Below are 21,116 nucleotides of genomic sequence, written 5' to 3'. Positions count from 1 at the left end.
AGCCCCAAGCTATAAGCTGCAAGAAAAAGCAGTCACAGCTCGGTTAGCTTGTAGCTTGTAGCTTGTAGCTGCTTTCAGCGGAACAACCAAGGCTGGCTTGCGCGATGCCTGGCTTCGAACGTCGCGATGGAGTCGCCGTCCATCAGCGTCAGGCCGATGTCATCCAGACCGTTCAAAAGGCAGTGCTTGCGAAACGCGTCGATCTCAAAGCTCAGCACCTTGCCGTCGGGACGGGTCACCGTTTGCGAGGCCAGGTCGACATTCAGTTGGTAGCCTGGGTTCGCTTCCACCTGCTTGAACAGCTCGTCAACGTCAGCTTCGTCGAGAATGATCGGCAGCAAGCCGTTTTTGAAGCTGTTGTTGAAAAATATGTCGGCATAGCTCGGCGCGATGATCGCCCGAAAACCATACTCCTCCAGCGCCCAAGGGGCGTGTTCGCGGCTCGAACCACAGCCGAAGTTCTCACGGGCCAGCAATACGCTGGCGCCTTGATAGCGGGCGTTGTTGAGAACGAAGTCAGGATTCAGCGGACGCTTGGAGTTGTCCTGGTAGGGTTGGCCCACGTCCAGATAACGCCACTCATCGAACAGGTTCGGGCCGAAACCCGTGCGCTTGATCGACTTGAGAAACTGCTTGGGAATGATCTGGTCGGTGTCGACGTTGGCACGATCCAGGGGAGCAACCATGCCGGTGTGTTCAGTAAAGGCTTTCATGCAGGGCTCCTTATTGCTGGGTCATGGTGCGAACATCGACGAAACGACCGTTGATCGCAGCAGCCGCTGCCATCGCCGGGCTCACCAGGTGCGTACGGCCTCCCGCGCCCTGACGGCCTTCGAAGTTCCGATTGGAGGTCGACGCGCAGTGCTCGCCGCTCTCAAGGCGGTCAGGGTTCATCGCCAGGCACATCGAGCAACCCGGCTCACGCCATTCAAAACCCGCCTCGATGAAAATCTTGTCCAGCCCTTCACGCTCGGCCTGCTCTTTGACCAGACCCGAGCCCGGCACCACGATGGCCTGCTTGATGGTCGAGGCCACCTTGTTGCCTTTGGCGATGTCGGCCGCGGCGCGCAGGTCTTCGATGCGCGAGTTGGTGCAAGAACCGATAAAAACACGATCAAGCTGGATATCGGTGATCGCCTGATTGGCCTTGAGGCCCATGTATTTCAGCGCGCGCTCAATCGAGCCACGCTTGACCAGATCCGTCTCCTGCGCAGGATCAGGCACATTCTGATCGACGGCCAGGACCATTTCCGGGGAAGTACCCCAGCTGACTTGCGGCTTGATCTGGGTAGCGTCGAGTTCAACCACCGTATCGAACACAGCATCGTCATCGGAGACCAGGTCTTTCCAGTTCTCTACCGCCATGTCCCACTGCTCGCCTTTTGGCGCGAACGGACGGCCTTTGACGTAGGCGATGGTCTTTTCGTCGGTCGCAACCAGCCCGACACGGGCGCCGCCTTCGATGGACATGTTGCAGATGGTCATGCGGCCCTCAACCGACAAGTCACGAATCGCGCTGCCCGCGAACTCGATGGCGTGGCCATTGCCGCCCGCCGTGCCGATCTTGCCGATGATCGCCAGCACGATGTCTTTGGCAGTGACGCCAAACGGCAATTTGCCTTCAACGCGCACCAGCATGTTTTTCATCTTTTTAGCCACCAGGCATTGCGTGGCGAGCACATGCTCGACTTCGGACGTGCCGATGCCATGCGCCAGTGCGCCAAATGCGCCGTGGGTCGAGGTGTGGGAGTCGCCGCAGACCACCGTCATGCCCGGCAACGTGGCGCCCTGCTCAGGGCCGATGACGTGAACGATGCCCTGACGCACGTCGTTCATCTTGAATTCGGTGATGCCATATTCGTCGCAGTTGTCATCCAGGGTTTTGACTTGCAGGCGTGACACGAGGTCGACAATCGCTTCTACGCCGCCTTTGCGCTCAGGCGTGGTCGGCACGTTATGGTCCGCAGTAGCGATGTTGGCATCGATGCGCCAAGGCTTGCGACCTGCCAGGCGCAGGCCCTCGAAGGCTTGCGGCGACGTCACTTCATGGATGATGTGACGATCGATATAAAGAAGCGCGGACCCATCGTCGCGCTGCTTGACCAGATGCGAATCCCAGAGCTTGTCGTAGAGCGTTTTGCCGGCCATCAGACGTTTTCCTCATTAGCTGTTTCTATGCCCTGGTCGTTGCTAAACGTGTCGCTGAACAATAACCCTCGGCTTGTGAGGGAGATGCTAAGGAATATGCTTAAATAACTCAAATTCATATTTTTTATGCTTTGCATAACCAACTGGAATTCGAAGATGGACCTGGCCAATCTCAACGCTTTTATCGCCATTGCCGAGACCGGCAGCTTTTCAGCCGCGGGCGAACGTTTGCACGTCACACAGCCCGCCGTCAGCAAACGGATTGCAGGACTCGAACAGCAATTGAATGTCAGGTTGTTCGACCGCCTGGGCCGCGAAGTCGGCTTGACCGAGGCAGGACGGGCCCTGTTGCCGCGCGCTTACCAGATTCTCAACGTGCTGGACGACACGCGCCGGGCACTGACCAACCTGACGGGCGAAGTCAGCGGACGCCTGACGCTGGCGACCAGTCATCACATTGGCCTGCACCGGCTTCCACCGGTTTTACGGACGTTTACCCGACGTTTCCCCAATGTGGCGCTGGACATTCAGTTCCTTGATTCGGAAGTGGCCTACGAAGAAATCCTCCACGGCCGTGCGGAACTGGCGGTGATCACGCTCGCCCCAGAGCCCCACGCCTTGATCAAGGCAGTGCCGGTGTGGGACGACCCGCTGGATTTTGTCGCGGCCCCCGAACACCCGCTGGCCAACAGCGGTGAGGTCACGCTGGCCGATGTGGCCGCCTGGCCTGCGGTCTTTCCGGGCGCCAACACCTTCACTCACCATATCGTCAGTGGGCTGTGCGAGACGCAAGGGATCAAACCCAATATCGCGATGAGCACCAACTATATGGAGACGATAAAAATGATGGTGTCGATCGGCCTTGCGTGGAGCGTGCTGCCCAGAACCATGCTCGATGAGCAGGTGGCGCGCATCCCGTTACCGGGCATACAGCTCAATCGCCAGCTAGGCTACATTCTCCACACCGAACGTACGCTGTCGAATGCGGCGCGAGCGTTCATGGCATTGCTCGATGGACAGGTAAACGGCACACCACCGTACACCGACGCTGACTGACTGGCGTTACTCTGACAAGGCTCGTTATCGCATGACAGTGACCGCAGACAGTCCGTTCGACAACCTCCCCGAGCAACTGCGCGCCGAGCTTGCGCTCAAGGAAAGCCAGGAACGGCTGGATCTTGCGCTGGATTCCGCGCAGATGGGCACATGGGACTGGCACATTCCCAGCGGACTGCTCTACGGCTCCGCCCGCGCCTCCCAACTGCACGGGCTGCAACCGACTCCATTTCACGGGCCGTCAGAACTGTTCTTCAGCAACGTCTCGCCGGAAGAGCGCGACCTCATGCGACAGACTTTTCAGGAGCTCTGCGAAGGCACCGACAGCCGCTACCATCTGACGTACTGCATTCAACTGCCCAACAAAGCGTCGCGCTTCCTCGAAAGCCGTGCCCGCCTTTACCGCGACCTGCACAACCAGCCGTTGCGCATGGCGGGTACATTGCTGGACATCACTGAACGGGTCGAACGTGAGAATCGCCTGATCAGCTCAGAGCAGAAATTCGTCGGACTCTTCCACGCCAGCCCCAATCCGGTATGCGTCACGCTACTGGAGACCAGCGATTTCATCGAGATCAACCCCGCGTTCACGCAGGTATTCGGCTGGCGCGCCGAGGAGATCATCGGTCTCAACGTCGGGCAGATAGGCTTTTGGGTCAATCCTCAGGAGCGCCACCGACGCAACAAGGAATTGCTTGAGCGCAACGGCGTCGACAACTTCGAAATCCTGCTGCGCAGCAAAGCGGGCAATACGTTGACGTGCCTGATTTCCAGCCGCCCGATCATGCTCGACGGCAAGACCTGCGTCGTCACCACACTGCGCGACATCACCCAGGAGCGCCGCGCCGAAGCCGCCCTCAAAGCCAGCGAGGAGAAGTTTGCCAAGGCGTTCCATCACAGCCCGGACGCCATCATCATTACCGAGAAGGCTTCGGGGCGTTATGTCGAAGTCAACGACGGCTTTTGCCGATTGACCGGCTACACCAGCGAAGAAGTGATCGGCCGTACGATTCACGAGTTCAGCATCCTGGCCGATGCCACTCAGCGCATCCGCCTGATTCAAGAGCTGGAGGAGCAGGGCCGCGTGCGGCACCGCGAGCTGCTTGGGCGAAGTAAAAAAGGCGACATTCTTACGGTCGAGGTGTCCATCGATCCAATTGTGATCAACGAAACCGCCTGCCTGCTGATGACAGCCCGCGATATTGGCGAATTGAAAAGCGCCCAAGCGCAGATCCAGCACCTGGCTTACCACGATCCCCTGACTAACCTGCCTAATCGGGCACTGCTGATGGACCGTCTCAGCCAGCAAATCGCGCTGCTGACGCGTCACGAACTGCGCGGAGCCCTGCTGTTTCTCGACCTCGATCATTTCAAACATATCAACGACTCTCTCGGGCACCCGGTTGGGGACAACGTGCTGAAAATCGTCACTGCGCGGCTCGAAGCAAGTGTGCGGCTGGAGGACACCGTGGCGCGCCTCGGTGGCGATGAGTTTGTGGTGTTGATCAGCGGGCTTGAAGGTTCACGCAGCGAGGTCACCGCTCAAGTCCACGTGCTGGCTGAGACGCTGCGTGAGTTGCTCGCCGAGCCTATGTTCCTCGACGGACAGCGTTTGCAGGTGACGCCCAGCATTGGCGTGGCGTTGATCCCCGATGACGGCTTGACGCCTGCTGATCTGCTCAAGCGAGCGGACATTGCCCTGTACCGCGCCAAGGATTCGGGGCGCAACGTGACGCAGATGTTTCACGCCACCATGCAGACGGCCGCCAGTGACCGGTTGCAGATGGAGAGCGACTTGAGGATGGCGCTGTCCCGGGGTGAATTCAGCCTCAATTACCAGCCCCAGGTCGACGCCCGCGGTAACAGAATCGTCGGTGCTGAGGCGCTGTTGCGCTGGCAGCATCCCTCGATCGGCACTGTGCCGCCGGGCCAGTTCATTCAGGTCATGGAAGAAAGCGGCATGATCATTGAAGTCGGCAACTGGATTCTGGAAGAGGCCTGCCGGGTGGCGGGCGACTTCCTGCGTCGGGGCCTCATCGACAGCGCCAGTTTCAGCCTGTGCGTCAATATCAGTCCGAGGCAGTTTCGCCAGGCCGATTTTTTCGAGCGCGTCGAACGCTACCTGCACGCCCACGGGGTTCCCTTCGCCGTCCTCAAACTTGAGGTCACCGAAGGCATCGTGATTCAAAACCTCGATGACACCATCGACAAAATGCGGCGCCTCAAGCAGCTAGGCGTCAGCTTTGCGATGGACGACTTCGGCACCGGCTATTCGTCATTGACTTACCTCAAGCGCCTGCCGGTGGACGCCTTGAAAATAGACCAGTCATTTATCCGCGATGCCACGACCGACCCCAATGACGCAGAAATCATCCGGGCAATCGTGGCAATGGCGCGCAGCCTGAACTTAAAGGTCATCGCTGAAGGGGTCGAGAAGCCGGAACAACTGGCATTTCTGACCGCGCTCGATTGTCATGTGTACCAGGGCTATCTGTTCAGCGAGCCGCTGACACTGGAAGGTTTCGAAGCATTGTTGCAGCGACAGGTGTAACGGCGCAGGCCTTCAAGCGACTGCTCGCCGCTCTGCACCCAGCATCTGACTGATGCGTTCGCAATCGTTTTCGCGGCGCAGTGCATCGAACAGCACGACCGCCTCCGGGTAGCTCTTGGTCAACAGCACCACCCACTGTTTGAGACGCCCGGGCGCCTGCACGCGGGTCATTTTGTCCAGCGCTTGCAGCCAGAATTCGCGCACCAGCGGTTGCAGCTCGGCCCAGGTCATTTCGACCACGTCTCTGCCGGCCTCGGCGGCTGCGATCTGTCGCGCCAGATCCGGGCGCGCGACCAGTCCGCGCCCGATCATGATGTCGCGTGCGCCGCAGATCTCACGGCATCGGCGCCAGTCGTCGACGGTCCAGATCTCGCCATTGGCGATGATCGGAATCTTCACCACGTCCTGAATCTTGCCGATCCATTCCCAGTGCGCCGGTGGCTTGTAGCCGTCGACCTTGGTCCGGGCATGCACCACAATATGCTCAGCGCCGCCCGCCTCCAGCGCACGAGCGCAGTCGAGAGCGGGATCGGTGTTTTCGAAACCCAGACGCATCTTGGCGGTAACCGGAATGTGCGCAGGCACGGCACGGCGCACCTGACTGATGATGTCATGCAGCAGGTCAGGCTCCTTGAGAAGCACGGCACCGCCCCGCGAGCGGTTGACGGTTTTGGCAGGGCAGCCGAAGTTAAGGTCGATCACCGGCGCACCCAACTCCGCTGCGAACGCTGCGTTTTCTGCCAGACACCCCGGATCGGACCCCAGCAGTTGCACACGCAACGGCACACCGGCGCGGGTTTTCGCGTCAGTCAGCAATTCGGAGGCAAACTTGTGGAAATAGTGAGCCGGCAGCAAGCGCTCGGTCACCCGGATGAATTCGGTCACGCACCAGTCGATGCCGCCAACCTGGGTCAGCACATCACGCAGGATATCGTCGACCAAGCCTTCCATGGGCGCCAGGGCAATTTGCATGGGTCACTCTCGAAAAAAAGTCCGGCAGTTTAAGGGGCCACCGCGCGATTGGAAACGGCAATGGCGAGCCGGGTATCAGGATTTGCTCATCTGCAGCGCGGGTGCGTAGCCCTCGATGAACTCGGTCGGCATACGCTTTGGCTTGCCGCTCGACAACTCGATGCAAACGAACGTGGTGGACGCTCTCAACAGGGTTAGGCTGTCTCGCGGACGCTTGAGTTGAAACCGACGCGTCATTTTCAACCGCTGATCCCAGTCGACAATCCACGTCGCCATCTGCAGCTCGTCATCCTGATAGGCGCTGGCAAGGTAATCAATCTCGTGCCTGAGGACGGCCATGGCCCTGTCAAGCCTACGATACTCGGTGAGGTCCAGCCCCAACTGCTGTGAGTGGCGCCACGCACAGCGTTCCAGCCATGTGACGTACACCGCGTTGTTGGCGTGGCCCAACCCATCGATATCGTCTTCGGTCACGCTCAAATCAATGACGAATGGCGTTGCCAGATCCCAGACCATGCTATCCCTGCCCTCACGCGTTCATTTGCGGTGCAGTGTAACCAAAAGCGAAGACGGAAGATCAGCGGGCGGACGGCAACGACGAGAGGACAAGCGACAGGGTTTTCAAAACCCGAAAAAACAAAAGGGCCATTCAATAACCGAATGACCCTTGGTCTCGCAGAGCGAGAAATCGTGGCGTCCCCTAGGGGACTCGAACCCCTGTTACCGCCGTGAAAGGGCGGTGTCCTAGGCCACTAGACGAAGGGGACGCAAAACCTTCGAGCAAGTTCGTCGATGTAGCTGACGAACCCTGGCAAAATTTGGTGGAGCTTAGCGGGATCGAACCGCTGACCTCCTGCATGCCATGCAGGCGCTCTCCCAGCTGAGCTAAAGCCCCGACTTTACGCCTCTCGGCGGAGCGCAACCTCTCGGCATTGCCCGGTAAAACTGGCGTCCCCTAGGGGACTCGAACCCCTGTTACCGCCGTGAAAGGGCGGTGTCCTAGGCCACTAGACGAAGGGGACATAACCCTTGCGTATCAAATCGGTGCTGGTTCCGATCTTGCGATACAAACTTCGAGACAGCAAAAAACGTCTTGAAGCTTCTAATTTGGTGGAGCTTAGCGGGATCGAACCGCTGACCTCCTGCATGCCATGCAGGCGCTCTCCCAGCTGAGCTAAAGCCCCACATTACACTTACACATCACACTGCGTTACCGTCGTGTTTCTGTGTTGCCGTGTGGACGGGGCGCATATTAAGTGCGACCCAGATAAGTGTCAAATTCTTTTTAAACTAACTCCAAAAGAATTTTCCGGGATAACAATCACTTACCGCCCTCCCCGGAATATCGAGGGACCAGCCGTCACCGCGCATTCCGATGCCTGAATGCGCGGTGACCGCCGCCGACTCAGGCAATGGCGCCCAGCAGCTTTTCCCATTCTTTGTTTTCTTTCTTCGACACGCCACCCAGCAAATCAAGTGCCTGGCGCAGACGGAAGCGGGTCAGGTCCGGACCGAGGATTTCCATTGCGTCGGTCACGGAGACCGAATTGGCCTGCCCTGTGATCGCCGCGAACATCAACGGCATCGCGTCCCGCAGTTTGAGCTCCAGATGCTCGACCACGGCCTGGATACAACCGGTAATTCTGTCCTTTTCCCACTGACGCAAGGATTCGAGTTTCCACAGGATCAGTTGCATTACCTGACGCACCTGGTCCGAAGACAGCTTCTTGTGTTCGAACAGCTTGATGTCCGGCGTCACGCCGCCTGCGAAGAAGAAGCCGCCCAGCGGCACGACCTGGCTGAAGGTCTCGACCCGGCCCTGCACATGCGGGGCAATCTTCATCATGTAGTCGCTGTTGAAGGCCCACTTCTGCAGGCGGCTTGCAAACTCTTCCACCGGCAGCTCACGCAGCCACTGGCCGTTCAGCCATGACAACTTCTCGATGTCGAAGATCGGTCCGCCCAGGGACACACGGCTCAGGTCGAAATGCTCGACCATCTCATCCAGGGAAAACTTCTCGCGCTCGTCAGGCATCGACCAGCCCATGCGACCCAGGTAGTTGAGCATGGCTTCCGGCATGAACCCCATGCGCTCGTAGAAGGTCACCGAGGTCGGATTCTTGCGTTTGGAGAGCTTGCTCTTGTCCGGATTACGCAGCAGCGGCATGTAGCACAGGGTTGGTTTTTCCCAGCCGAAGTACTCATAAAGCAGGATCAGCTTAGGCGCCGACGGCAGCCATTCTTCACCGCGCAGCACGTGGGTGATGCCCATCAGGTGATCGTCGACGACGTTGGCCAAAAAGTATGTCGGCAAGCCGTCGGTCTTCATCAAGACCTGCATGTCCATGCGGTCCCACGGGATTTCGACTTCGCCGCGCAGCATGTCCGGCACTACGCAAACACCTTCGCTTGGCACCTTCATGCGGATCACATGAGGTTCGCCAGCAGCCAGACGCTGGGCCACTTCTTCTTTGGAAAGCAGCAACGCACGACCATCGTAACGCGGCGTTTCACCGCGAGCTGTCTGCTCGGCGCGCATCTGGTCAAGCTCTTCGCTGGTGCAGAAGCACGCAAACGCATGCCCCGCGTCTACCAGCTGCTGGGTGTACTGTTTGTAGATATCGCCCCGCTCGCTCTGGCGATACGGACCATGCGGGCCTCCGACATCCGGGCCTTCGCTCCATTCGATCCCCAACCAGCGCAGCGCGTCGAAGATCTGCTGTTCGGATTCGCGGGTAGAACGCAGTTGATCGGTGTCTTCAATGCGCAGGATGAACTCACCGCCGTGTTGCTTGGCAAAGCAATAGTTGAAGAGTGCTATGTAAGCCGTGCCAACGTGAGGGTCGCCGGTGGGCGATGGCGCGATGCGGGTGCGAACGGTGGTCATGGAGAATTCCGAATAGGTCGAACAAGCCGCGAATCTTAACAGGCGCAACACTCGACGCTCCAGCGCCGGGCATCATGCACCGCTGCAAATCCGGTCCGGCCCGCGTCGGGCCTCGCCATCGACAATGAATACCCGCGCATCACGTGCACCCATTATTCGTGAGATGGCTAGGTGCCAGACACGAAACGCGATAAATTTGCTTACATTCTCAGCTCCCAGAACGCTCATGCCTGCCCAACTCAAGCGCCGCCTGCTCATCTTTGTCGCGGTGGTCCTGCTGATCGCCCTCGCCTTCTTCGCCCAGTGGTACTTCAAGGGGCGCTTTTACGAGATCACCGACAACGCCTACGTACAGGGCGAAATCACCCGACTCTCCAGCCAGTTGGGCGCCCGGGTGGATGAAGTACTGGTGCAGGACAACCAGCACGTCGAGAAAGGTCAGTTACTGGTGCGCCTTGAGCCGGACGACTTCCGCCTGGCGGTGGAGCGTGCGCAGGCCACGCTGGCAACGCGCGAGGCAGAGCGCTTGCAGGCCCAGAGCAAGCTGACGCAGCAATCGAGCCTGATCGCCTCCAGCGACGCGCAGGTACAAGCCAATCAGGCGACCCTGGGCCGCACGCAACTGGACCTTTCGCGCTTGCAGGCGTTGCGCAAGCCCGGATTCGTGTCCGAAGCGCAAGTCATCACCATGACCGCTGACAATCACATCGCCCGCTCGCAGGTAACCAAGGCGCAGGCGGATGCCCAGGGCCAGCGCCAGCAGGTCAACGCGTTGTCGGCCGAACTCAAGCGCCTGGATGCGCAGATTGCCACGGCGCGGGCCGATCTGGCGCAGGCGCAAATCAACGAGCAGCGCACGCAAATCCGCTCGCCCATCAGCGGATTGATCGGCCAGCGTGCCGCACGCAATGGGCAATACGTTCAGGCCGGGGCATATTTACTGTCGATAGTCCCCGACGAAGACATTTGGGTGCAGGCCAATTTCAAGGAAACCCAGATCGGCCGCATGCACATCGGCCAGCCCGCCGAACTGAAGTTCGACAGCTTCCCGGATACGCCGATCCAGGGCCGCATCGACAGCCTGTTCGCTGCCTCTGGCGCTCAGTTCAGCTTGTTGCCACCGGACAATGCCACCGGCAACTTCACCAAAGTCGTACAGCGGATTCCGGTGAAACTGACGATTCCGGCGGACAATCCCCTAAGAGGGAAAATACGTCCGGGCATGTCGGTCACGGTCTCGGTGAACATCAAGTCCGAACGTGACGACCGTGGCCAGTGACGCGCTGATCCGCCCCGTCGGCGAACCTAGCCGGCGTGACTGGATTGCAGTGATGAGCGTGATGCTGGGCGCGTTCATGGCGGTGCTGGACATCCAGATCACCAACTCTTCGCTCAAGGACATCCAGGGCGCGTTGTCGGCCACTCTTGAAGAAGGGTCGTGGATCTCTACCTCGTATCTGGTCGCGGAAATCATCATGATCCCGCTCACCGCCTGGCTTGTGCAGTTGTTGTCGGCACGCAGACTGGCGGTCTGGGTGTCGCTGGGCTTTCTTGCTTCGTCGCTGCTGTGCTCGATGGCCTGGAGCCTGGAGAGCATGATTGTCTTTCGCGCGATGCAGGGTTTTACCGGCGGCGCGTTGATCCCGCTGGCATTCACCCTGACGCTGATCAAGCTGCCCGAGCACCATCGTGCCAAAGGCATGGCGCTGTTTGCCCTGACCGCCACCTTCGCGCCCTCCATCGGCCCTACGCTGGGCGGCTGGCTGACTGAAAATTTCGGCTGGGAGTACATCTTTTATATAAACGTGCCGCCCGGTTTGCTGATGATCGCAGGGCTTTTGTACGGCCTCGAAAAAAAGGCGCCCCACTGGGAGCTGCTCAAGCGTACCGATTACGCCGGCATCGTAACCTTAGGCACTGGTCTTGGCTGTTTGCAGGTGTTTCTCGAAGAAGGCCATCGCAAGGACTGGCTGGAGTCGAATCTGATCGTCAGCCTGGGTAGCATTGCGCTGGTGAGCCTGATTTCGTTCGTGATCATTCAGGTGTCTAAACCGGAACCGCTGATCAACCTCGGCATACTGCGTAACCGCAATTTTGGTTTGTCGAGCATCTCAAGTGTTGGCATGGGCGTCGGGCTGTACGGGTCGATTTATCTGCTGCCGCTGTATCTGGCGCAGATTCAGGGCTACAACGCGCAGCAGATCGGCGAGGTGATCATGTGGATGGGCGTGCCGCAGCTGTTTTTGATCCCGTTGGTGCCGCAGTTGATGAAGATCATCTCGCCCAAACTGCTGTGCACGCTGGGCTTCGGGCTGTTCGGGCTTTCCAGCTTTGCCTCGGGCGTGCTCAATCCCGATTTTGCCGGGCCGCAGTTCAATCAGATTCAGATTGTCCGGGCGTTGGGCCAGCCGCTGATCATGGTCACCATTTCATTGATCGCCACCGCGTTCATTCAGCCACAGGACGCAGGCTCCGCATCGAGCCTGTTCAACATCCTGCGCAACCTCGGCGGCGCCATCGGCATTGCCTTGCTGGCGACGCTGCTGGATGCGCGAACCAAGACCTATTTTGATTACCTGCGTGAATCCATCGTGCCCGGCAATCCACAGGTGGCCGAACGCATGGCATTGCTGACGGACCGCCTGGGCAATGAAACCGCAGCGCTGGGCAAGCTCAGTGAAATTGCCCATCAGCAAGCCGCGATCATGGCCTACAACGATGCGTTTCACTTTGTCGGGATAGCCTTGGGCGTGAGCATGCTGGCGGTGATGCTGACGCGCACGCTGCCGTCAGGGATCAAAGGGGGTGCAGCGCACTGATGGGAATTGGTAGGACGTTTCCCGCACTGAGATCAGGCATTTGCGCGCTGCTTTGTAGGCCTTGTCCGAAACTTCCGTAGCCCCGAACTATTGTGTTTCAGGGTTCGGACGGCAGCGATCGAGCGTCTTACATTGCGCCGCTTTCCCAGCGCGAATCTCCCGACATGCCTGATGCTCCTTCGTATCGAATCAACGAGTGCCGATTCAACCTGCCCCACGCCGACGTGCAAGACGCGTCGATCAACATCCTCAAATTCGCCGAACTGGGCACATCACTGATCGTCAGCCGCAGCGTGCTGGGCGAAAGCGAGACCTTACGCAGCAACTTCGACGCGCAACTCGAACGCCTTCAGCAGCAGGTTCAAGCGCTACGGTTTGAGCCTGTGCAGACTTTGTCCGTTGGCACCCAAAACAACATCGAAGCGCTGGAGCTGCGCAGCGAGTTCAACAAGGGCGATGCCAGGGTTTTCCAGTATCAACTGACCTTTCTAGTACCGGGTACTCGCCAGATGCAGGCCTTGAGTTACGTCAAGGCCGAGCCGTTGGGCGACGAAGAATCGATGCACTGGGAGACGATCAAGGCATCACTGCAATTTGAGGCCACGCGGTGAAACCATCGCAGAGGGTTGCGAGTGCTGCAGATATCTGATGCTCGCTGGGCCGCCCGCGAGGGTGATGCGCTTTCCCACACTTCAGTCATGGCCGACGTCCTCGGCGCCGTACTGGAAGTGGCGGCCTTCGCGGCAATTGGTGCGCTTGCGACGGCTGCCGTCGTCGCTGCCACTGGTCTGACCGTCGTCACCGGCGGACTGGGCGCTTGCGTGCTCGGCGCCGTGGTAGGAGTGGCAGTGGGCGTCGCGATGCGCGCAACCGGCCTGGACACAGGCCTGAGCAACCTGTGCGAAGGCATCGGCAATGCGCTGTTTCCGCCGACGCCTGCGGCCACGATTCTCACCGGCTCGTCAGACACCTTCTTCAACGGCTTGCCAGCCTCGCGGGCAGCGGGCGCGCCGCCCGACACCTCACCTACCGAATACGACAACGACGAGGCTGAACCCAGCTATCTCGACATGGCGGCCGGGTTCTTTTCCGAACTGTGGCGCCCGACCCTGGCCACGCCTGGGTCCGGCGTGGTGCCCAAACCGCTCGACCAGATCGCCTGCACGCGGCATCCGGGCATGCCCATGCCGTTACTGGCCGAGGGCTCGGCCACTTTCTACATCAACGGCCAACCCGCCGTGCGCAGCGGCGACCGCAGCAGTTGTGGCGCCACGGTGGTGTCGTCCGGGCTGATCTCGCCCAACGTAGTCATCGGCGGCCCCAAGGTGGTGGTGCGCAAGGTTCGTAGCGGCAAGACGCCCGGCGTCGGCATGGCGGTGTCGGCACTGATGCTGCTGCGCGGTCGCCACGGTACATTCACCAGCAACCTGCCGTGCATGGCGCTCAGTGGCGCGAGCGGGTTTGCCACCAGTCAGACCATCGGTGCGCTGACCCGCGCTGTGACTGGCTCGCCCAACCCGGTGCATGCCGCTACCGGCGCCAAGGTGCTGGGCGATGTCGAGGACCTGGATTTCTCCATCGCCGGCATTCTTCCGGTGGATTGGCAGCGCTTCTACAACAGCCGCGACACCCGTGACGACAGCCTGTTTGGCGCAGGCTGGAGCGTGGCTTTTGAAGTCAGCGTGCGCATCGAGCTGCATCCCGAAGGCGGCGAACGACTGATCTACACCGATGAACAGGCCCGCGTCATCGACATGGGCAGCATCCCTTTTGGCGGCGCGGTGTACAGCTCTGGTGAAGGGCTGACAGTGCGTCGGCATGGCAACGGCCAGGTGCTGATAGAGAGCGAGGACGGGCGTTATCGCTTGTTCGAGTCGGCGCCGACGGACCTTAACGCCCTGCGCCTGACCGAGCTAGGTGATCGTAACGATAACCGGATCTTCCTCGATTACGACGAGATTGGGCGTCTGATCCATGTGCGCGACACCTACAACATCGTGCGCCTGTTGCTGAGGTATTCGCTGCGCTGGCCGCGGAGGATCGACCAGGTAAAACGGGTTTACGTCGATGAAACCCGTGAGGTGCTGGCCAGTTACGCGTATGACGCGCAGGGTGATCTGGCCCAGGTGCAGGATGCGCTGGGCCAGACGCAGCGGCGGTTTGTTTACCACGAGCAGCGCATGGTCGAGCACCGGTTGCCAAGCGGTCTGCGTTGCTTTTACCAGTGGGCGCTGATCGACGAGCGTGAGTGGCGCGTGGTTCAGCACTGGACCGATGACGGCGATACCTACCACTTCGACTACGACCTGAACGCCGGGACCACCGTCGTCACCGACGGGCTGGGCCGCGTCAGCACCCGGCACTGGAACGCGCAACACCAGATCATCCAGTACAGCGACAACCTTGACCACACTTGGCGGTTCACCTGGAACGACGAGCGCCAGTTGCTGGGCGCGGTCGATCCCCAAGGCGGGCAATGGCAGTACGTCTACGACGACGCCGGCAACCTGTGCTCGACCCAGGATCCGCTCGGGCGCCGCGATGCCACGGTGTTTCTCGAACACTGGGCGCTGCCGCTGGCGCAGACCGACACTGCCGGCCAGAGCTGGCATTACCGCTACGACAAACGCGGCAACTGTACCCACGTCACCGATCCGCTTGGGCACGTCACCCGCTATTGCCATGACGCGTACGGTCAACTGATCGAGATCATCGACGCCACCGGCAAAAGCAAAAAGCTGCGCTGGAACGAGCTGGGTTATCTGGTTGAACAAACCGATTGCTCGGGTTATGCCACGTCGTTCAAGTACGACCATCGCGGCTATCTGAGCACCGTGACCGATGCCATGAGCGCGAGCACGCTGTATGAACACGATGCCTGCGGCAACCTGTTGAAACGTGAGCTGGCCGATGGGCGTATCGAGCACTTTCAGCATGATCGCCGTGGTGTGCTCACCCGCTACATCGACGCGACCGGCAGCCCGACCGTCTACCGCTACGACCGGCGCGGCCAGCTGCAGCAGCGTATCGATGCCCATGAACGACAGGTGCGATTGAGCTACGACGCCTATGGCCGGCTGCAGGCCCTGACCAATGAAAATGGCGAGCGCTATGCGTTTGGCTGGGATACCGGGGATCAACTGCTCACCCAGCGCGATCTGGACGGCAGCGGTCGCGGTTACCGCTATGACGCACTGGGCAACGTGAGCCAAGTGCTGCATGTACCGGCCCCGCGCGATCCGGCAGATGACTCGCCGGTGACGCGTCGTCTTGCGCATGAATTCGAACGTGATGCGCTGGGACGATTGACAGCCAAAGTCACCGACGACGGTCGCACCGAATACCAGTACGACAACGCCGACCGCCTCACCGGCGTCTTTTTTACCGACAGCGCTGGCGCCGAACAGACGCTGGGCTTTGCCTATGACGCTGCTGGGCAACTGCTTGAAGAAACATCCTCGGCGTGCGTGCTTCAGCATCGGTATGACGAACTCGGCAACCGCCACCAGACCCGACTCCCGGACGGGCGTTGGCTCAATCGCCTGCATTACGGCAGCGGGCACCTGCACCAGATCAACCTCGACGGGCGGGTCATCTGCGATTTCGAGCGCGACCGCCTGCACCGCGAAGTGCTGCGCAGCCAGGGCCAGCTTACGACCGCCAGCCAGTACGACCGCAGCGGACGCCTGCAAAGCCGCCAGCATCAGATGAGCGATCCGCTGCGACAACAACCGGCGCTCGCAACCATCGAGTACGAATACGACCCGACGGACAATCTGATCGAGCGCCGGGATCGCCAGTCCGGCCTGCGCCAGTTGCTCAGCTACGACTCCAGCCAGCGGATTCTCGGCGCTCAGAACTCGCGCATCGGGGTCCTCGAAACCCTCGCCTACGATCCCGCCGCCAACCTGCTCGACGGCCCGAAAAGCAGCACCCCTGCGGTGGTCCACAACCAGTTGCTGAGGTATCAGGACAGGTCGTACCGCTACGACGGCTTCGGGCGAATGATCGAAAAGCACAGCCGCCAACGCGGGCGGCAAACCTTCGCCTACGACGCCGAACACCGGCTGATCGAAGTGAAGGCCCAGAACGGCAACGTCGTGCGCATGACTTACGACCCGCTCGGCCGGCGCATCGGCAAAACCGAGTACGCCCCGGAAGGCTACGAACTCGAAAATACCGTCTTCACATGGGATGGCCTGCGCCTGCTGCAAGACCACCGCTACGGCCGCACTACGCTTTACGTGTACGCCGACGACGGCTACGAGCCACTGGCGCGGGTCGAAAGCCAAGGCCCCCACTCGATCACGCACTACTACCATAACGACCTCAACGGCCTGCCCGAACGACTGACTGACAGCGACGGCGAAACCGTCTGGAGCGCGACCTTTCAGATCTGGGGCAATACCCCCCAGGAAACCAGTGACCTGGGCTACGGCGTGCATCAGAACCTACGCTTCCAGGGCCAATACCTGGACCGCGAAACCGGGCTGCACTACAACACCTTCCGTTACTACGACCCCGACATCGGCCGCTTCACCACCCCCGATCCGATCGGGTTGGCGGGCGGGATCAATCTGTACCAATATGCGCCTAACCCGCTGGGATGGATTGATCCTTGGGGGTGGAGTTGTACTGCTATTACAGCGAGGAGTCGTTCACATGCCTATTTGTTGGCCAAAAAGCATGCGCAGGTCCCGAGGGTTTCCAGAGGAGGTATTGAAATAAGCATCGATTCAGTGAAAGAAACAAGCAGAGGTAGGAACTGGAGTGAGATGAAGTCCCGAGGAGCAAAAGTAACAGGGCGGAAATATCTTCCGGACGGACGCTCGTATTCTGAGCATCCAGACGCTCATCCCGATGCGGGTCAACCTGGCATACCGAAGCATCATGACTCGGGGCACATTCACGCGATCAACTCTAAAGGCGAAGAATTAGCATTTACTTGGTAGGAGAAAAACATGGAACGGTTGATAGAATTCCCGCTAGCGTCAGAGTACATAACCAGTACGCAGTTGACATCGCCAGTTTTAGCTCAAGGGTACTGTGTGTGCTACCAGCATGACGTAAATGAGTATGGATATGGCCCATATGGCTTTCGTTCTGAGGCAGCGAAAAATTTAATCAGTAACGTCTTCGAGCAAATGGAGTTTTGGTGCGAACACCGTGGGAAGATGTTTAACTCAAGAATACCGAATGGAGCAGGGGTTTATTTTTACCAAGATCAATTATATGTAACGAAGCTAGAAAACGACTTAGCCAAGCATCAAAGAAAAGTGGCGCTCCATGCGTTGCGAGATCGTTACGGGAGATCCTCTCCGAACGAGTCCGCCTGCGAAAAACCACTTCTTCTGAGCGTTTATGAAAATGGAAAAATTCGAGTTGATGCGATCTCAGTACTGATCAAAGAAGATTGTGCCTTTTTCCTTATTTATCACGATCTAAATTTAGGAGGGGACGTATTTATTTTTTTTGATCCTTCCATAAGAGATAAAATCAAAAATTATTCAAAGCATAACCATATCAACTACGCCGTAGTTGACTCTATCGATATGCTGAACGATTGGTAGTAACCGTCCATACCCTATCAGTGATTGTAAATGAGAAGCCTCACATCACTTTAACTCTCACTCGACACTGGAAGTGTCTTAGCCGCTTCGCTCGCCAAACCAAGCGGCAGAATCCTTATCCGGGTTGAAAAAATGGGACGGACACATTCCATCACAAACGGCCATCCTGATGCAGGCAAACCTAATGTGCCGAAACACCATGACTCTGCCCACATCCACGCCACAAACCCGAAAGGTGAAGCAGTTGTATTTGTTTGGTAGGAAAACATGGAAAGAATCATAGAATATCCGTTCGAGCAAAATTATGGAGTCGAGGTCTCTTCGACGGAGCCAGCATTACCGGAGGGATATTGCGTTTGTTACCAGTACGATGTGAATTCAGACGGGTATGGGCCTTATGGGTTTGAAACGGACACAGCTAAAACCTTACTAAGCAAGATTTTTGAACCACTTGTTTATTGGAATAACATCCGTGAAAAGCTCATTGACGCAACAATACCGCAAGGGAGCGGTCTTTTTTTTAACAAAGACCAACTATATGTAAAAGAACTAGAGCATGAGCTGTCTAGCTACCAGCAAGCTGAAGCGATCAGAAACCTTAGACAAAAATACGGGAAAGATGCTGACGAAAAACGGACACACGCAATGCCACTGTTACAATCTATATCTAAAGACGGAAAAGCACCAAGATCGTTAATATCCAACTTAATTGCAAACAAGTGTGCCTTTTTTTTAGGAGATTTAGAAATCAATACTGGAGGGCTCCAGCTGACGTTTTTTGACATAGCAGCCAAGGAGAGGATCAAACATCATGCAAAGTCCATGAGAATTGATTACTGCGTACTCAAATCCAAACAGGAACTAAAAGTCTGGTGAGTGATGTGGAATTTATAATAAACAGAGCATCACCCCGCCGATAAATAAAATAGGAAACAAGGGGATGAACACCTTTAGTACCAAGAGCGCTGCACGTACCTCCCCGGCGCTTGATGCAACGCCAGAAAACAGCTCCCGCGCAGCGCTAGCCACGCAGGATCACCCGCCGACTCAAACCGCCAATAACCGCTCCCTCAACTTCCCGATTTCATCGCGCATCTGCGCCGCCGCCTCAAACTCAAGATCCCTAGCCAGTTGATACATCTTCTCTTCCAACTGGCGAATACGTTTGGTGATCTCGCTCGGCGAGCGCAATTCGGCTTCGTACTTGGCGCTTTCTTCGGCGGCTTTGGCCATGCCTTTGCGCTTCTTGCTGCGCGACCCCGGGACGGTGGCCCCTTCCATGATGTCCGCGACGTCTTTGAACACGCCTTTGGGCGTGATGCCGTGTTCGAGGTTGTAGGCGATCTGCTTGTCACGACGGCGGTCCGTTTCGCCAATGGCCCTCTCCATGGACCCCGTGATCCGGTCGGCATACAGAATGGCGCGGCCATTGAGGTTACGCGCCGCACGACCGATGGTCTGGATCAGCGAGCGCTCGGAGCGCAGGAAGCCTTCTTTGTCGGCGTCGAGAATCGCCACAAGTGACACTTCGGGCATGTCCAGGCCTTCACGCAGCAGGTTGATGCCTACCAGTACGTCGAAGGTGCCCAGGCGCAGGTCACGGATTATTTCAACCCGCTCGACGGTGTCGATGTCCGAATGCAGATACCGCACGCGCACCCCGTGGTCGGCCAGGTAATCGGTCAAATCCTCGGACATGCGCTTGGTCAACGTGGTCACCAGAACCCGCTCTTCCAGCGCCACCCGCTTGGCGATTTCCGACAGCAGATCGTCGACCTGCGTCAGAGCCGGGCGCACCTCGATCTGCGGATCGACCAGTCCGGTCGGCCGCACTACCTGCTCAATGATCCGTCCCGCATGCTCGGCCTCGTAGTTGCCCGGCGTCGCCGACACGAAAATAGTCTGTGGGCTGATGCTCTCCCACTCGTCAAAACGCATCGGCCGGTTATCCAGCGCCGAGGGCAGACGGAAACCGTATTCCACCAGGGTTTCCTTGCGTGAACGGTCGCCCTTATACATCGCGCCCACTTGCGGCACGCTGACGTGGGACTCGTCGATGATCAGCAGCGCATCGGCTGGCAGATAGTCATACAACGTTGGCGGCGGCGCGCCGGAAGGACGCCCGGACAGGTAGCGCGAATAGTTTTCGATACCGTTGCAGTAACCCAGCTCCAGAATCATTTCCAGGTCAAAACGCGTGCGCTGTTCGAGCCGTTGCGCTTCGACCAGTTTGTTGGCGCCGCGCAGGTATTCCAGCCGTTCTTGCAGCTCGACCTTGATGCCCTCCATCGCGTCCAGCAGTGTCTCGCGCGGCGTCACGTAGTGGCTCTTGGGGTAGAAGGTGAAACGCGGCAGTTTGCGGATGACTTCGCCGGTCAACGGATCGAATGCCGAGATGTTCTCCACTTCGTCGTCGAACAGCTCGATACGGATCGCTTCGAGGTCCGATTCTGCTGGGAAGATATCGATTACGTCGCCTCGCACGCGAAATGTCGCGCGGGCAAAATCCATGTCGTTGCGGGTGTATTGCAGATCCGCAAGGCGCCGCAGCAAAGCGCGCTGGTCAAGCTTGTCGCCGCGATCAACGTGCAACACCATGCGCAGGTATGTTTCCGGGCTGCCCAGACCATAAATACACGAGACCGTGGTGACGATGATGGCGTCCTTGCGCTCCAGCAACGCCTTGGTCGCCGACAGTCGCATTTGCTCGATGTGGTCGTTGATCGATGCGTCCTTCTCGATGAAGGTGTCGGACGACGGCACGTACGCTTCAGGCTGGTAGTAGTCGTAGTAGGAAACGAAATACTCAACCGCGTTGTTGGGGAAAAACGCCTTGAACTCGCCATACAGCTGAGCGGCGAGGGTTTTGTTAGGCGCCAGCACCAACGTCGGGCGCTGCACCTGGGCGATGACGTTGGCGATGCTGAATGTCTTGCCCGAACCGGTCACCCCCAGCAACGTCTGGTGTGAAAGACCGGCCTCAATGCCTTCGACCATCTGCCGGATAGCCTCCGGCTGATCACCGGCCGGCTCAAAACGGGTTACGAGCTGAAACTCGGACATAGATAACCTCTTGGTTCGCGGTGGACGCCGCAAGGCGGCCGCTGCGATAT

Annotated in this window: 13 protein-coding genes, 4 tRNA genes and 1 pseudogene; 8 read left to right on the top strand and 10 right to left on the bottom strand. The window is 58.6% G+C overall.

Translation table 11 applies throughout. From position 1 onward, the window contains the following. Positions 1–74: 74 nt before the first annotated feature. Both leuD and leuC read right to left on the bottom strand, forming a co-directional pair. Positions 75–713, bottom strand: a complete 639-nt coding sequence (gene leuD / locus OYW20_RS10990; RefSeq protein WP_268800697.1) for a 3-isopropylmalate dehydratase small subunit — start codon at positions 711–713, stop codon at positions 75–77. A 10-nt stretch (positions 714–723) separates the two neighbouring features. Further along, complete coding sequence (gene leuC, locus OYW20_RS10985; protein ID WP_268800696.1) at positions 724–2,148, bottom strand: 3-isopropylmalate dehydratase large subunit; 1,425 nt, start codon at positions 2,146–2,148, stop codon at positions 724–726. A 156-nt stretch (positions 2,149–2,304) separates the two neighbouring features. Between leuC and OYW20_RS10980 the strand changes: the two genes are divergently transcribed. Then, positions 2,305–3,204, top strand: coding sequence for a LysR family transcriptional regulator (locus OYW20_RS10980; protein ID WP_268800695.1), 900 nt, complete (start codon positions 2,305–2,307; stop codon positions 3,202–3,204). Positions 3,205–3,253: 49 nt separating this feature from the next. After that, positions 3,254–5,755: pseudogene (locus OYW20_RS10975) on the top strand (sensor domain-containing protein); the annotation flags it as partial. A gap of 12 nt (positions 5,756–5,767) precedes the next feature. Here the strand turns inward: OYW20_RS10975 and OYW20_RS10970 are convergent. From OYW20_RS10970 to gltX, 7 genes are all read right to left on the bottom strand, one after another. Then, positions 5,768–6,727, bottom strand: a complete 960-nt coding sequence (locus OYW20_RS10970) for a tRNA dihydrouridine synthase (RefSeq protein ID WP_268800694.1) — start codon at positions 6,725–6,727, stop codon at positions 5,768–5,770. A gap of 75 nt (positions 6,728–6,802) precedes the next feature. Beyond that, entirely contained in the window at positions 6,803–7,243 is a 441-nt protein-coding gene (locus tag OYW20_RS10965) for an acyl-CoA thioesterase (RefSeq protein ID WP_268800693.1), read from the bottom strand. Between the two features lie 175 nt (positions 7,244–7,418). Further along, positions 7,419–7,494 (bottom strand) — tRNA-Glu (locus tag OYW20_RS10960). 52 nt (positions 7,495–7,546) lie between these two features. Next, positions 7,547–7,622, bottom strand: a tRNA-Ala gene (locus OYW20_RS10955). 51 nt (positions 7,623–7,673) lie between these two features. Then, a tRNA-Glu gene (locus OYW20_RS10950) sits at positions 7,674–7,749 on the bottom strand. Between the two features lie 86 nt (positions 7,750–7,835). Then, positions 7,836–7,911: transfer RNA gene (locus OYW20_RS10945), tRNA-Ala, on the bottom strand. A gap of 221 nt (positions 7,912–8,132) precedes the next feature. Next, positions 8,133–9,614, bottom strand: coding sequence for a glutamate--tRNA ligase (gene gltX / locus OYW20_RS10940; protein WP_268800692.1), 1,482 nt, complete (start codon positions 9,612–9,614; stop codon positions 8,133–8,135). 226 nt (positions 9,615–9,840) lie between these two features. On the opposite strand from gltX, the gene OYW20_RS10935 reads away from it, so the two are divergent. The 6 genes from OYW20_RS10935 (at position 9,841) to OYW20_RS10910 (ending at position 18,879) form a co-directional block, all read left to right on the top strand. Beyond that, entirely contained in the window at positions 9,841–10,893 is a 1,053-nt protein-coding gene (locus OYW20_RS10935; RefSeq protein ID WP_268800691.1) for an HlyD family secretion protein, read from the top strand. A 49-nt stretch (positions 10,894–10,942) separates the two neighbouring features. Next, positions 10,943–12,433 (top strand): MDR family MFS transporter, encoded by a 1,491-nt coding sequence (locus tag OYW20_RS10930; protein ID WP_268801099.1) that lies wholly within the window; start codon positions 10,943–10,945, stop codon positions 12,431–12,433. Between the two features lie 164 nt (positions 12,434–12,597). Further along, on the top strand, positions 12,598–13,044 hold the full coding sequence (locus tag OYW20_RS10925) for a DcrB-related protein (RefSeq protein ID WP_268800690.1): 447 nt from the start codon (positions 12,598–12,600) through the stop codon (positions 13,042–13,044). Between the two features lie 30 nt (positions 13,045–13,074). Continuing rightward, a complete protein-coding gene (locus tag OYW20_RS10920) occupies positions 13,075–17,385 on the top strand; it encodes an RHS repeat-associated core domain-containing protein (protein WP_268801098.1) in 4,311 nt (1,436 codons plus the stop codon). Between the two features lie 9 nt (positions 17,386–17,394). Further along, complete coding sequence (locus OYW20_RS10915; protein ID WP_268800689.1) at positions 17,395–18,003, top strand: hypothetical protein; 609 nt, start codon at positions 17,395–17,397, stop codon at positions 18,001–18,003. Between the two features lie 267 nt (positions 18,004–18,270). Continuing rightward, complete coding sequence (locus OYW20_RS10910) at positions 18,271–18,879, top strand: hypothetical protein (RefSeq protein WP_268800688.1); 609 nt, start codon at positions 18,271–18,273, stop codon at positions 18,877–18,879. Positions 18,880–19,050: 171 nt separating this feature from the next. Here the strand turns inward: OYW20_RS10910 and uvrB are convergent, their stop codons facing one another. Then, entirely contained in the window at positions 19,051–21,066 is a 2,016-nt protein-coding gene (uvrB, locus tag OYW20_RS10905) for an excinuclease ABC subunit UvrB (protein ID WP_268800687.1), read from the bottom strand. Positions 21,067–21,116 lie beyond the last annotated feature (50 nt).

Origin of the sequence: Pseudomonas sp. BSw22131, from assembly GCF_026810445.1 — a bacterium.
Classification (GTDB): domain Bacteria; phylum Pseudomonadota; class Gammaproteobacteria; order Pseudomonadales; family Pseudomonadaceae; genus Aquipseudomonas; species Aquipseudomonas huanghezhanensis.
The sequence above is the reverse complement of the archived record's forward strand: the minus strand, read 5'-3'. Positions and strand labels throughout refer to the sequence as shown.

What these genes read in the sequence shown, in the direction of transcription:
- OYW20_RS10915 (WP_268800689.1), top strand. Translation starts at nt 17,395, where the DNA reads ATGGAACGGTTGATAGAATTCCCGCTAGCGTCAGAGTACATAACCAGT.
- OYW20_RS10935 (WP_268800691.1), top strand. Translation starts at nt 9,841, where the DNA reads ATGCCTGCCCAACTCAAGCGCCGCCTGCTCATCTTTGTCGCGGTGGTC.
- OYW20_RS10980 (WP_268800695.1), top strand. Translation starts at nt 2,305, where the DNA reads ATGGACCTGGCCAATCTCAACGCTTTTATCGCCATTGCCGAGACCGGC.
- leuD (WP_268800697.1), bottom strand. Translation starts at nt 713, where the DNA reads ATGAAAGCCTTTACTGAACACACCGGCATGGTTGCTCCCCTGGATCGT.
- OYW20_RS10965 (WP_268800693.1), bottom strand. Translation starts at nt 7,243, where the DNA reads ATGGTCTGGGATCTGGCAACGCCATTCGTCATTGATTTGAGCGTGACC.
- OYW20_RS10925 (WP_268800690.1), top strand. Translation starts at nt 12,598, where the DNA reads ATGCCTGATGCTCCTTCGTATCGAATCAACGAGTGCCGATTCAACCTG.
- gltX (WP_268800692.1), bottom strand. Translation starts at nt 9,614, where the DNA reads ATGACCACCGTTCGCACCCGCATCGCGCCATCGCCCACCGGCGACCCT.
- leuC (WP_268800696.1), bottom strand. Translation starts at nt 2,148, where the DNA reads ATGGCCGGCAAAACGCTCTACGACAAGCTCTGGGATTCGCATCTGGTC.
- OYW20_RS10910 (WP_268800688.1), top strand. Translation starts at nt 18,271, where the DNA reads ATGGAAAGAATCATAGAATATCCGTTCGAGCAAAATTATGGAGTCGAG.
- uvrB (WP_268800687.1), bottom strand. Translation starts at nt 21,066, where the DNA reads ATGTCCGAGTTTCAGCTCGTAACCCGTTTTGAGCCGGCCGGTGATCAG.
- OYW20_RS10970 (WP_268800694.1), bottom strand. Translation starts at nt 6,727, where the DNA reads ATGCAAATTGCCCTGGCGCCCATGGAAGGCTTGGTCGACGATATCCTG.